The organism is Streptomyces sp. NBC_01481, assembly GCF_026339995.1.
In the GTDB taxonomy this organism is placed as follows: Bacteria; Actinomycetota; Actinomycetes; order Streptomycetales; family Streptomycetaceae; genus Streptomyces.
The window spans coordinates 392,912-406,060 of the sequence record NZ_JAPEPT010000007.1 but is presented as its reverse complement, the minus strand read 5'-3'; the positions used below and the strand labels follow the sequence as shown (position 1 = coordinate 406,060).

Below are 13,149 nucleotides of genomic sequence, written 5' to 3'. Positions count from 1 at the left end.
GTCAGGCCCGCAGCCAGGCGGCCGTGTCCCGCGGCAGCCGGCCCGCGTCGTCCAGCGGGCCGCTCGTCAGCAGGACGCTTGTGTGGCCGGGCAGTTCGGCGGGGTCCCCGGCGAGATTGACGACGCAGATCAGTCCACCGCCACGCCCGAAGACGAGGACTCCGGGCGCGGCCGGCAGCCAGCGCAGCGGTCCGTCCCCGAACCCTGGCCCGGCCCGGCGCAGCCGCAGGGCCCGCCGGTAGAGGTTCAGCATCGAGCCGGGATCGGCCGCCTGCACGTCGGCGGCGTACGGGGCCCAGCCCTCGGGCTGCGGAAGCCAGGGATCCACCGCCGAGCCGAATCCGTAGTACGGCGCGTCCGCGGCCCAGGGCAGCGGCACCCGGCAGCCGTCGCGTCCCGGGTCCGCTCCCCCGGAGCGGAAGTGCATCGGATCGTGGATGCGGTCGAGCGGTATGTCCGCCTCGGGAAGCCCCAGTTCCTCGCCCTGGAACAGATAGACGGAACCGGGCAGGGCGAGCGAGAGCAGGGCCGCGGCCCGGGCGCGCCGGGTGCCGGTGGCCAGGTCGGTGGGGGTTCCGAAGCGCTTCTTCGCGAAGTCGAAGCCGGTGTCGTCCCTCCCGTAGCGGGTGACCGTGCGGGTCACGTCGTGATTGCACAGCACCCAGGTCGCCGGAGCGCCGACCGGGGCGTGGAAGGCGAGCGTGGTGTCGATGGAGGCACGAAGCTCGGCCGCCTCCCAGGGGCGGGCCAGGAAGTCGAAGTTGAAGGCGGTGTGCAGCTCGTCGGATCGCAGATAGCGGGAGAAGCGGTCCGGGTCGGGCACCCACAGCTCGCCGATGAGGACCCCGCCGTACTCGTCGGCGACAGCCCGCCAGGCGCGGTAGATGTCGTGCAGTTCGTCGCGGTCGACGTAGAGCGTCGTGTCGTCCTCGTCGGCGTCCGGCAGACCGGGGGCCTTGGCGCACAGGGCGGCCGAGTCGATCCGTACACCCGCGGCACCGCGCTCGAACCAGAAGCGCAGGACGTCCTCGTGCTCCTGGCGTACGACGGGGTGGTCCCAGTTGAGATCGGGCTGCTCCGGGGTGAACAGGTGCAGATACCACTCGCCGTCGGGCACGCGGGTCCAGGTCTCCCCGGCGAACTGCGACGGCCAGTTGTTGGGCGGCAGTTCGCCCCTCGCACCGCGGCCGGGACGGAAGTGGAAGAGTTCGCGCTCGGGACTGCCCGGTCCGGCGGCGAGGGCCGAGCGGAACCAGGTGTGCTGGTCGGAGACATGGTTGGGCACGATGTCGACGATGGTGCGGATCCCCAGCTCGCTGGCCTCACTGATGAGCTTCTCGGCCTCGGCGAGGGTCCCGAAGGCCGGGTCGACGGCACGGTAGTCGGCCACGTCGTAGCCGCCGTCGGCCATCGGGGAGAGGTACCAGGGGTTGAACCAGACCGCGTCGATGCCGAGTTCGGCGAGATAGGGCAGTCTCGCCCGGACGCCCGCGAGATCGCCCGTGCCGTCCCCGTCGCCGTCGGCGAAGCTGCGCAGGTACACCTGGTAGATGGCGGCCGAACGCCACCAGTCGTCCGTACGGTCCACGTCCGCGTGATCCGGAGGAGGGGCTGCCACGTGACGGTCCTTTCGGGCAGGTGGGACTCCGCCGCCGGCCCGACAGCAGGGCGCCGGAGTGAGGCCGGCGGCGGAGGCTTGACGAAGAGCGGTGCGGCGGGCCGGGTTCAGCCCCTGGGACAAGGCCGGGTCAGCCCCTGGGACAGGGCCGGGTTCAACCCTTCAGGCCGCCCGCGGTGAGACCGCTCATAATGTTGCGCTGGAAGATCAGGAAGATCAGCAGCGTCGGCACGGACGCGATGGTCAGCGCCGCGATCAGCACGTTCTCGGGCACGCCGTTCGCCAGGGAGTAGATCCCGACATTGAGGGTCTGCTTGCTCGGATCGGGCAGGGTGAGCATCGGCCAGAGGAAGTCCTTCCAGACTCCGACGACCGCGAAGATGGAGACGACGCCGAGGATCGGCCGGGAGATCGGCAGTACGACCGACCACAGGGTCCGCATCCGGGAGGCTCCGTCGATGGCTGCCGCGTCCAGGAGCTCGCCCGGGATCGAGTCGAAGAACCGCTTCAGCAGGAAGATGTTGAAGGCGTTGGTGACGGACGGAAGCCAGATCGCCCAGGGCGAGTTGAGCAGATTGCGTTCCACGACCGGCACGTCGAGCACCGTCAGATACTGCGGTACGACCAGGACGGTGGCCGGGATCATCAGCGTGGCCAGCATCATCGCGAGGATGACCTTGCCGAACACGGGCCGGAGCCTGGAGAGCGAGTAGGCCGCGGCGACGTCGAGGACCAGCTGGAAGGCGAGCGCGCCGAAGGCGTAGTAGAGGGTGTTGAACAGCAGCCGGGCCAGGTCCATCACGTCCCAGGCCCGCGAGTAGTTCTCCGGGTGCACGGCCTGGGGCAGGAAGGTCGGCGGTGACTGGACGACCTCCTGGGTGGTCTTGAGCCCGCCGGAGACCATCCAGTAGAGCGGGCCGAGGAACACCAGGGTGAAGAGGCCGACGACCAGGACGAAAACCGTCCAGTAGAGGAACTTCGCGCGGGGCCTCGCGAGTTGGGCCGGTGAGATGAGTGTGCGTGTGCTCATGTCCGTCTCCCCCGTCCTACTCGTCGTCGCCTGCGCGGCTGAGCCGTACGTACGCCCCGGAGAACCCCGCGAGCAGTACGAGCAGGACCAGGCCGAGCGCGGCCGCGCTGCCGTAGTTGTTGAAGTTGAAGGCGTACTGGTAGATGAGATAGACGACGGTCGTCGTGGACCCTTCGGGACCCGCGCCGTTGGTGAGCAGGAACGGCTCGGTGAAGACCTGCATCGTCGCGATGATCTGCATGAGCAGCATCAGCGAGAGGATCAGCCGGGTCTGCGGGATGGTGACGTACCAGATCTTGCGCAGCAGGCCGGCGCCGTCGAGCTCCGCCGCGTCGTAGAGCTCCCCCGGTATGCCCTGCAGTGCGGCGAGATAGATCAGGGTCGCGCCGCCCATGTTCATCCAGGTGGCGGCGATGACGACCGAGAGCATCGCCGTGTCGGGGTCCTGGAGCCACTGCTGCTGCGGGAGGTGCAGCAGTTCCAGTATCCGGTTGAGGAGTCCGTATCCGGGGTCGTACAGATACTTGAAAAGCAGGACGGACGCGACCGGCGGCAGCATGACGGGCAGATAGACCAGCAGCCGCAAGTAGCCCTGCGCGTGCCGGAATTCATTGAGGACCAGGGCGACGACGAACGGGACGGCGAAGCCGAGCAGCAGCGCGAGGCCGGTGAACAGCAGGGTGTTGCGCCATGCCTGCCAGAAGGCCGGGTCGTTGAACACGGTGCTGAGGTTGGACCAGCCGGCCCAGGTGGTGCGTCCGTCCTCCGTCTTCTGGAAGGCCAGGACGAACTCCCTGACCATCGGATACCAGGAGAAGAACGAGAAGCAGAGCACGGCGCCGATCAGGAAGCCGTGTGCTGACAGATTGCGGCGCAGGGCCCGTACGAACGCCTCCCTCGATGCGTTCGTAGGGAGCCCGGTGGCGCGCCCGGGGCGCGGTGGGGCCTTGCGCGGGGTGAGTGTGGGGGCCGACATCGGCTACTGGTTCGCCAGGATCTGGTTGACCTGCGTTTCGGCGGTGGCCAGCAGCTTGCCCGCGTCGGCCTTCTCGTTGGTGAGCACTGCCGACATCACGTTGTCCAGGACCTTGTAGATCTCCTGGGCCTTGGGCGGTTCGGCCTTGCCCTTGACCGGGTTGTCCATGAATGCCTTGAAGTTCTGCACCGGCATGGTGGCACTGGCCGCGCGTGCCGCGTCGTCCTTGGTCTTGCTGGTGCCCAGCCAGAAGTTGGGCTGCGGGACACCGACGGGAAGACCGTCGGCCTTGGTGCGTGCCCAGTCGAACTGGCCCTTGCCGAGGGTGAGGTTCTTGAAGTTGAGCCAGGCGACCGCGGCCTTGATCTTGTCCGGGGAGATCCCCTTCTTGATCATGTAGTTGTTGCCGCCGAAGAGGGTGTTCTGCTGGCCGGGGATCGGACCCATGCCGAAGTTCTCGTACGTGGCGCCCAGTTGCTGGACCATGTACGCGATGTCGTCGGGCGCGGCGAGGAACATCCCGAGCTTGTCGCTCGCTATCTGCTTCTGCAGGTCGCCCCACTTGAGCAGCTGGGTCTTGCCCATGCTGTCGTCGTCCCAGCGCATGGTGTGCAGGTTCCGGACGATCTGCCTGCCCAGGTCGTTGTTGAAGGCGGCCTTCTTGCCGCTCGCGTCGACGACCTCGCCGCCGAGGCCGTACATCGTTGCGGTGAAGTGCCAGCCGCCGGTGTTGCCCGCGCTGTACTCGCCGTATCCCGCGATTCCCTTGCCGAGCCCGGCGATCGCCCTGGCCGCGGTACGGACCTCGGCCCAGGTCTTCGGCGGGTTGTCGGGGTTGAGCCCGGCCCGCTGGAAGAGCTTGCGGTTGACGAGCAGACCCATGGTGTAGTTGCTGGTGGGCAGTCCGTAGAGCTTGCCCTCGTGTTTGAGGGAGTTCATGACGTCGGCGTCGATGTCGGCGAGCGCGGGGACCGTCTTGGGGGTGACGTACGCCGAGATGTCCTCGGCTCCGGCGTTGTCGAGGACCTGCTGGAGATCGGTGAAGTACGTATAGAACACGTCCGGTTGGGACTTGGCCTTCAGCATCGCGGTGAAGCGCGGCGGCTCGAGGCACTGGCCGGGCGTCGAGCGTCCCTGGATCTTGATGTTCGGGTACGTCGTGTTGAATGCCTTGACGTCCTCGTTCCACTCCTTGAGCTCCGCGGCCTTGGCGGGCGAGGGCATGCAGTCGATCGTGAGCGTCAGCTTGGTCTTCGGGTCCAGTGGCGCCGACGGGTCGGACGAACCGCCGCCGGAGCCCTCGTCGTTGTCGCCGCTGCTGCTCGTGCCACAGGCGGCCAGGACGGTGAGGGCGAGCGCGGTGACGAGGACGGTCGTAGCACTTCTCATGGGTGGTCCCCTTCGGGCATGAGCGTGGATGACCCCGCGGCAGACACGCTGCGGGAGCGCGGCACACTCAACCACCGGCGACAGGAGACCGCAATATCTCGCGCCGATTTCGTAAAACTTTGACAGACCTTTGTTCAGCTAGCGCGGGGCCTGCGCCGTCGAGCCGCGCACCACCAGTTCCGGCTCGAACAGCAGCTCCCCGGGCGGGACATCGCCGCCCTGGATCTGCGCGCACAGCAGCTCGACCGCGGCCCGCCCCATCGCCTCGATCGGCTGGCGGACGGTGGTCAGCGGCGGCTCGGTGCAGTTCATGAAGGCGGAGTCGTCATAGCCGACGACCGAGACATCCCCGGGGACGGCAAGACCGCGTCGGCGGGCGGCCCGTACGGCTCCCAGGGCGAGCGGATCGCTGGCGCAGATGATCCCGGTGATCCCGCGGTCGAGCAGCCGCGAGGCCGCCGCCTGCCCGCCCTCCAGGGAGAACATGGAACGCTCGACGCAGTCGTCGGGCAGCTCACGGCCGGCGGCCTTCGCGGCCGCGTGCGCGGCGGCGAGCTTGCGCCGCGAGGGCACATGGTCGTTCGGTCCGAGGACGAGGCCGATGCGCCCGTGGCCGAGCGAGGCCAGATGACGCCAGGCCTGCTCCACCGCCACCGCGTCGTCGCAGGCAATACAGGGGAAGTCGAGATTCTCGATGGAGGCGTTGATCAGCACCACCGGAATCTTGCGTTCGGCGAGCAGCCTGTAGTGGGCGTGCGGTGCGTCCGCCTGTGCGAAGAGTCCGCCCGCGAAGACCACTCCGGACACCTGCTGCTGGAGCAGCAGTTCCACATAGTCCGCCTCGGAGACGCCGCCCTTGGTCTGGGTGCAGAGCACGGGCGTGAGCCCCTGCTGCGCGAGTGCCCCGCCGATGACCTCGGCGAATGCCGGGAAGATCGGGTTCTGCAGCTCCGGAAGGACGAGACCGACCAGCCGCGCCCGCTCGCCGCGCAGCTGGGTCGGCCGCTCGTAGCCGAGGACGTCGAGCGCGCTCAGCACCGACTGCCGGGTGGACTCGGAGACTCCCGGCTTGCCGTTGAGTACCCGGCTGACCGTGGCCTCGCTGACCCCAACCTTCTTCGCCACCTGAGCAAGTCGTCGCGTCATGAGCGCAAGACTAGCGCAAGCCATGCAAGCGGCTTGCGCCAGCGCTTGCCCCTGTTCTGCTAGTTGATGTTGATCTTGAATGTGGAGGTGGTGTTCTTTACGTCCTGCGCGTTGCCGCTGAGCTGCAGACCGTTGAAGGTGACCTCTCCGACCGCGGGCCCCTGCCCCGACTCCGGCATCTCGTTCGCCCAGAGCCCGAAGCCTGACTTGGCATCGAAAGCGTCACCGCTCTTTTTCGCGCCGCTGACGGCGACATCGGTCAGCACGCTGTCCCGGACCGGGTACATCGGCCGGCTGCCGTCGTATTTCGTCTGGAACATGATTCCCGAGTAGGTCGGATCGGTGATGTCGAGTCCGCTGATCCGGATGCCCTGGTACTCGTACTCCGCCGAGTACATCCACAGCGCCGGGAAGGTCTGGTTGCCCCAGAAGTGCCCACCGGCCCGCTCCAGCGAGATGTTCTCGAACGTCGATGGAGTGGCGCCGAAGCCCAGCGCCGGGATCGATCCGAACTTCAGCGTGGCGATGGTGAGTCCGGAGTAGGTGAGCGTGTCCGCGACATAGGCGTTGCGTACGGCGTTCCCGCTGCCGCCGTAGACCGCGATACCGGCCGCCCGCCAGGTCAGCAGCGATGTGATGTTCTCGTACACATTGCCGGTCTGGTCGGCGTTGACGATGTCCACGGCGGGGAACAGCGCGAAGGCGTCGTCTCCCGTCGTGCGCGCCTCCACATTGCTGACACGGTTGTCGCTGCTGCCGTTGGTGACGTTGATCCCGTCGGCGTACATGTCCCGGATACGGGAGTTCTTGATGGTGATCCGGTCCGTGTCCGTGCCCCAGTAGAGGCACATCATGTGCTCGGTCCAGATGTTGTCGACGGTCATGTCCGAGACCTTGGACCAGTCGAACACCTTGCCCGGACCGTCGTTGCGCGCGGTGTAGTTGCCGAAGAATCCGAAGCCGGAGAAGGACGAGCCGTTGGCGGTCGCCTGGACATCGAAGCCGGCGTCGGTGTTCTCCTGGTCGGGCGGGGTGGTGAAGCGGCTGAACCAGGGGCCCGCGCCGACGACCTTGACCGCCTTTCCGTACACCTGGAACTTGTTCGACGTGCGGTAGTCGCCCGGCGGCAGATAGACGCCGACGAGCTTGCCCGTGGTGTCCATCCGCACCTTGTCCAGGGCGTTCTGGACATCCTGGTGGGTGGTTCCGGCCGGGATGGTGTACGCCTCCGGGTCCGGGTTCGCCGCCGCCACGACCTGCTCCAGGTTGATGAAGTCGATCGCGTACGTGTCCTTGTTGGCGGCGTCCTTCTGCAGCCGGATCTTCGAGCCCGCCCGGACGGTCTCGCCGAGCAGCACGTTCGCCTCGTCGTAGATGTGACGCGGCGCGCCCGCTCCCGGGGAGTTGCCGGGGCTCGCCTCGGCTCCGTACTGCCACATGTACTTGGACGTCAGGTCGATCGCTTTGCGGAAGGTGCCGTCGACGTAGACGTTGAGCGTGGAGTTGATGCCTCCGCCGCCCGGGGCGTCCGGTATCGAGAACCGCGCCACCAGCGTGTTGGTGCTGTCCCTGGTCGTGAACTCGACATAGTTGCCGGTGCTGTTGAGGGTGACGGCCTGGCGTCCGGACGCCTCGCCGCCGAGGTCGCCGATGGTCCGGTTGGGGCCGACCTTCTGGGCCCCGCCGCCGAGGGTGCCGTCCTCCGCCTCGTACATGTCGTACGGCATATTGGCGCCGCGCCCGACGAACAGCGGCCGGGTGCTGGTGTTGTTGGCCCGCTTGACCGGCAGCTCGTTGGCGTCGTCGGCGACGACCACCTTGACGCTGCACGAGCCGTTGGCGACGGCCCAGGTACCGAGGTTCACGGGTGAGGTGCTCGCGCCGGCGGCGATGACTCCGCCGTGCTCGCCCGTGAGGGTCTTGACAGTGGCGCCCTTGGAGTCGGTCACGGTGAGCGTGATGCCGTGGCTGCCGCCGGCGGAGGCCACCGTTCCCTGGTTCTTGAGAGTCACGGAGAAGTTGACGGTGTCACCCGCCGAGGGGCTGCTCGGGGTCCAGCCGACCGCGGACGCGATCAGATCGGAGCTCTCGACCGGCTTCACCACCAGTGATGTCGGGCTGGTGTAGGTGTTGTTGGTCTCGTTCTGCTCGATGACCGCGTTCGCCTCGTCGGCGACGGCGCTGAGCTGGTACGTACCGGCGTCACGCGCCCCGATCGAGGCGCTGACGGTCGATGTCGCCCCGGCGGCCAGTGCCCCGGCCTGCGCCGTGGCGACCTTGGTGCCGCCCAGCCGGAACGCCACGGCACTGGCCGCGGAGGCGACCGGCCCGCTGTTGCGCACGGTGGCCGACAGGGTGATCGGGTCGGACTCGACGGGCGCGGCGGGCGAGGCCGTGAGGCCGGTGACTTCGAGATCCGGGTTGGGTGCCGGGACGCCCAGGACCTGGAACTCCGCGACCTGGCCGGCGGTGGCACCGGTGTTGGACGTGAACTTCAGTTGGACGTCGGCGACTCGCGCGTCCACCGGGACGGTGACGGCGTTCGCGCTCGCGGGATCGAAGGTGTAGTCCTTCGCCGCGACCAGACCCGTGAAGCCGGTCGCGCTCTGCTCACGCCCGAGGACCTGGATGTTCTGGGTCCGGGTGCCCCAACTGCCCTCTGGATTGAGCTTGAGTACCACACTGCCGATATCCGCGTTGGCGCCCAGTTTCACCGTCAGGGTGTTCGGGTAACTGCCTGCGGCGCCCTCCCAGTAGGTCGTCAGGCTGTTGTCGTTGGCGTTCTCGGCGACGAAGGTGTGGATCACGGAGGAGGCGGCGATGGGCTTGCCGACGGCGAGGTTCGAGGCCGAGCCCGCTGAGCCGTTGCGTATCACGGTGTTGCTGTTGCCGGACTGGTTCCCGGCCGCGTCCTTGGCGCGTACGACATAGGACACCGTCGCGCTCACGGGCTGGCTGTCCGTGTACGTCGTGATGTTGCCCGCCACGGTCTTGCGCAGCGAGTTGTTGGCGTAGATGTCGTATCCCGTGACACCGGTGTTGTCCGAGGACGCGCCCCAGCTGAGCTTGATCTGCCCGGCTGCGGGCTCGGTGAAGGAGAGACCGGCTGGTGCGGTCGGCGCCTGTGTGTCGCCGGTGTCGCCCTTGCGGGTGACGGTGTTGCTGTTGCCCGACTGGTTCCCGGCGGCGTCCTTCGCGCGGACGAAGTACGAAACCGTGGCGCTCGCGGGCTGCGTGTCCGTGTACGTCGTGATGTTGCCGGCGACGGTGGTGCGCAGTTCGTTGTTGGCGTAGATGTCGTAGCCGGTGACGCCGGTGTTGTCGGTGGACGCCTCCCAGGTGAGCTTGATCTGCCCGGTGGCCGGCTCCGTGTAGGCGAGCGCGGTGGGAGCGGTGGGCGCCTGGGTGTCGCCGGTCGCCGGGCCGTAGATCTCGAACTCGGCGACCTGGGCGGCCGCCCGGCCCGTGTTGGCGGTGACCAGGACGCGGACGTACCGGGTGGTGGCGGCGTCGAAGGCGATCATCGCCGACTGGCCGCCCGCCGCGTTGAACTCGTACGCCTTCGACGCGGTCAGATCGGTGAAGTCCGTGCCGTTGGTGCTGCCCTGGATCTTCAGTGTCTGCGTCCGGGCCTCCCAGCCGTCGGGCAGCCGCAGCACGACCCGGTCGATACGGACGGACGCGCCGAGGTCCGCCTGGATCCACTGCGGGAGATCGCCGTTGCGGCTCTCCCAGTAGCTGGATCGGTTGCCGTCATTGGCGTTGGCGGCCGTGTAGACCTCGGTGTGGCTGCCGGCCGTCAGGGTCTTGCCACGGGCGAGGTCGACCGAGGACTCACCAGCCGTGTGGACTTCGAGCTCGGACAGCTGGGCGGCAGGCCAGCCCGTGTTGGCCGTGATGTGGATACGGACGAAGCGGGTCTGAGCCTCGGCTAAGGCGATGGCCACGGTATTGGCGCGACCCGGACCGAAGGTGTACGTGGCCGAGGTCTTCAGGGTCGTGAAGCCGACGCCGTCGGCGCTGCCCTGGACGGAGAGGGTCTGCTCGCGGCTCTCCCATCCGGCGGGCAGCCTGAGCACGACCTCGTCGATCCGGTGGGCGGAGCCGAGGTCGGTCTGGACCCACTGGGGGAAGCCGCTGCCTGCACTCTGCCAGTAGGTGGCCTGGTTTCCGTCGGTGATGTTCCGGGCGGCGTATTCACTGTGGGCGCTGCTCGCCGCCGCGGGGCGGCCCGCGGCGATATTGGGGCCGGCGGCCGCCGAGGCGGTGATCGACGGCCAGGCGATCATCAGAAGACTGGTGGTGATGACGGCGGAGAGAACCCGCCAACCCCAGCGTTGCGGTCTCATATGTCCCCGATCTGCACGTCAGATTGAGTCTTTTGCGTATGGCGGTCAGAGAATTGCAGAGATCCGGCACATCGTCCACTGCCATGACCGCGTCAAAATGGCCGTCGCGATCGGCCGGAACCTCGAAATCCGGCCGCACCAGCGCCTTTGCCGCCCGCTTCCACGAAAACGTAAGTGGGCTGCAAAACGCGCAAGCAATTTGCGTGTAGAGGGGATTTCGGAAAGGGCCGCACGCCCCTTACCGTTCCTAGGCATGAGCCCCGTACCGACCGCTCCCGCCCGGCGCCGGCGGTTCGGCTGGCCGCAGCGGGTCTTCTCCCAGGTCCTGCTGATGCAGCTGGCCATCGCCACCGGTGTCACCGTGCTGGCCACCGGCCTCTTTCTCGCACCGCTCAGCGCCCAGCTCGACGATCAGGCGATGCGCAGGGCGCTCGCCATCGCCGAAACGACCGCGTCCCCGGAGGTCGCCGACGAGCTGCTCGGCTCGCGGCCGACGGCAGGCGGTCCGGTCCAGGCCAAGGCCGAGCGGATCCGGAAGGCCACCGGCGCCGAGTACGTGGTGATCATGGACATGCGCGGAGTGCGCTGGTCCCACACCGCCCCCCGGCAGATCGGCAGGGTCGTCTCCACCGACCCCAGCGACGCGCTCGCGGGCCATGAGGTCATGGAGATCGACAGCGGGACGCTCGGCCGCTCCGCCCGCGGAAAGGTGCCGCTGCGCGACGACAGCGGCACGATCGTCGGCGCGGTGTCGGTCGGCATCGAGTACGACAGCGTGCGCGCCCGGCTTCTCGCGGCGATCCCCGGACTGCTCGCGTATGCGGGCGGGGCGCTTGCCGTAGGAGCCCTGGCCGCGTATCTGATCTCCCGAAGGCTCCAGCGGCAGACCCACGACCTGGCCTTCTCGGACATCGCCGCGCTGCTCGCGGAACGCGAGGCCATGCTGCACGGCATCCGGGAAGGGGTTGTCGCCCTCGACGCCTCGGGCCGGATCCGGCTGATGAACGACGAGGCTCAGCGGCTGCTCGGCCTCGGCCCCGAGGCCGAGGGGCGTCCCCTCGACGAGGTGCTCGGCGAAGGCCGCACCACCGACGTGCTGGCCGGACGGGTCACCGGCGAGGATCTGCTGACCGTACGCGGCAGCCGGGTGCTGATCACCAACCGGATGCCGACCGACGACGGAGGGGCGGTCGCCACCCTGCGCGACCGCACCGAATTGGAACAGCTCGGCCGTGAACTCGACTCCACCCGAGGGCTGATCGACGCCCTGCGCGCACAGGACCATGAGCACGCCAACCGCCTGCACACCCTGCTCGGTCTCCTCGAACTGAAGATGCACGAGGAGGCGGTCGAGTACGTCACCGAAGTGGTCGGCGTCCACCGGGCCACCGCCGAGCAGGTCACCGAGAAGATCCACGATCCGCTGCTGGCCGCGCTGCTGGTGGGCAAGGCGACGGTGGCGGCGGAACGCGGCGTATCGCTGCGCATCGCGCCCGGGACGCTGCTGCCCGACCGGCTGGTGGACCCGCGCGGCCTGGTCACGGTCGTCGGCAATCTCGTCGACAACGCGCTGGACGCGGCGACCGGCTCGTCGGAGCCACTGATCGAGGTCGAACTGCGCGCGGAGGGACGTACGGCTGTCCTGCGGATCGCGGACAGCGGCCTGGGAGTCCCGCCCGACCAGCGGGAGTTGATCTTCACCGAGGGCTGGTCCACCAAGGAACTCCCCGTACACGGCAAGCGCGGCCTCGGTCTGGCGCTGGTGCGCAGGCTCGCGGAACGGCAGGGCGGCAGCGCGCGGGTGCGGGAGGCGCAGGGCGGCGGCGCCGAGTTCACGGTCGTACTCCCCGAGGCGCTGACGGAGCCGGGCCTGGCCGCGGCCGTGGAGGCGCGATGACCGACGCACCGATCGACGTACTGGTCGTGGACGACGACAAACGGGTCGCACAGATCAATGCTGCCTATGTCGCCAAGGTGCCCGGCTTCCGGGTCTCCGCGACAGCGCACTCGGCCGCCGAGGCGCTCGCACGGATCGCCGACTGCCCGGTGGATCTGGTCCTCATGGACCACTATCTGCCGGACGGGAACGGCCTCGCGGTCGTACGGGAGCTGCGCAGACTCGGCCACCAGACCGACGTGATCATGGTGACGGCCGCGCGGGACGTGGCCACCGTCCAGGCGGCGATGCGTCACGGAGCGCTCCAGTACCTGGTGAAGCCGTTCAACTTCGCCGGCCTGCGCGCCAAGCTGGAGGCCTACGCCACGCTGCGCCGCACCCTGGAGGGCGGCGGCGAGGCGGAACAGGCGGAGGTGGACCGCATCTTCGGGGCACTGTCGGTCGGCTCCGTCGCCCCGGACCTGCCCAAGGGCCACTCCCCGACCACCGCCGAGGTGGTCCGCCAGGTGCTGCTGGCCGCCGAAGGACCGCTGTCCGCCCAGGAGATCGCGGAGCGCGCGGGGGTGAGCAGACAGACGGCCCAGCGCTATCTGAAACTGCTGGAGCGAACGGGCCGGGTACGCCTGAGCCTGAAGTACGGCGAAACGGGCCGGCCGGAACACCGCTACGTATGGGGATCTCCGAGCCCGTCCGGGCCTGCGGCGAGCCCGTCCGGCGACTGAGGACTGGACCGCCCGGGGACGG

8 protein-coding genes are annotated in these 13,149 nt (G+C 68.5%); 2 read left to right on the top strand and 6 right to left on the bottom strand.

Features of this window, described 5'->3' with window-relative positions:
• Nucleotide 1: 1 nt before the first annotated feature.
• The 6 genes from OOK40_RS33650 to OOK40_RS33625 all read right to left on the bottom strand — a co-directional run bounded on the left by OOK40_RS33650 (nucleotide 2) and on the right by OOK40_RS33625 (nucleotide 10,508).
• Complete coding sequence (locus tag OOK40_RS33650) at nucleotides 2-1,618, bottom strand: glycoside hydrolase family 13 protein (RefSeq protein WP_266489210.1); 1,617 nt, start codon at nucleotides 1,616-1,618, stop codon at nucleotides 2-4.
• A 154-nt stretch (nucleotides 1,619-1,772) separates the two neighbouring features.
• A complete protein-coding gene (locus OOK40_RS33645; protein ID WP_266489209.1) occupies nucleotides 1,773-2,648 on the bottom strand; it encodes a carbohydrate ABC transporter permease in 876 nt (291 codons plus the stop codon).
• Nucleotides 2,649-2,664: 16 nt separating this feature from the next.
• Nucleotides 2,665-3,624 (bottom strand): carbohydrate ABC transporter permease, encoded by a 960-nt coding sequence (locus OOK40_RS33640; RefSeq protein ID WP_266489208.1) that lies wholly within the window; start codon nucleotides 3,622-3,624, stop codon nucleotides 2,665-2,667.
• A 3-nt stretch (nucleotides 3,625-3,627) separates the two neighbouring features.
• Nucleotides 3,628-5,013 carry an ABC transporter substrate-binding protein gene (locus tag OOK40_RS33635; protein WP_266489206.1) on the bottom strand — a complete coding sequence of 462 codons (1,386 nt, stop codon included), beginning with the start codon at nucleotides 5,011-5,013 and terminating at the stop codon, nucleotides 3,628-3,630.
• Nucleotides 5,014-5,151: 138 nt separating this feature from the next.
• The gene (locus tag OOK40_RS33630; protein ID WP_266489204.1) at nucleotides 5,152-6,159 is read right to left on the bottom strand and encodes a LacI family DNA-binding transcriptional regulator; all 1,008 of its coding nucleotides are present in this window, start codon (nucleotides 6,157-6,159) and stop codon (nucleotides 5,152-5,154) included.
• Between the two features lie 59 nt (nucleotides 6,160-6,218).
• A complete protein-coding gene (locus tag OOK40_RS33625) occupies nucleotides 6,219-10,508 on the bottom strand; it encodes a discoidin domain-containing protein (RefSeq protein ID WP_266489202.1) in 4,290 nt (1,429 codons plus the stop codon).
• A gap of 253 nt (nucleotides 10,509-10,761) precedes the next feature.
• On the opposite strand from OOK40_RS33625, the gene OOK40_RS33620 reads away from it, so the two are divergent.
• Nucleotides 10,762-12,405 carry a sensor histidine kinase gene (locus OOK40_RS33620; RefSeq protein ID WP_266489200.1) on the top strand — a complete coding sequence of 548 codons (1,644 nt, stop codon included), beginning with the start codon at nucleotides 10,762-10,764 and terminating at the stop codon, nucleotides 12,403-12,405.
• Nucleotides 12,402-13,127 (top strand): response regulator, encoded by a 726-nt coding sequence (locus OOK40_RS33615; protein WP_266489199.1) that lies wholly within the window; start codon nucleotides 12,402-12,404, stop codon nucleotides 13,125-13,127. The genes OOK40_RS33620 and OOK40_RS33615 overlap by 4 nt, the downstream gene beginning before the upstream one ends.
• The last annotated feature ends 22 nt before the right edge of the window (nucleotides 13,128-13,149 follow it).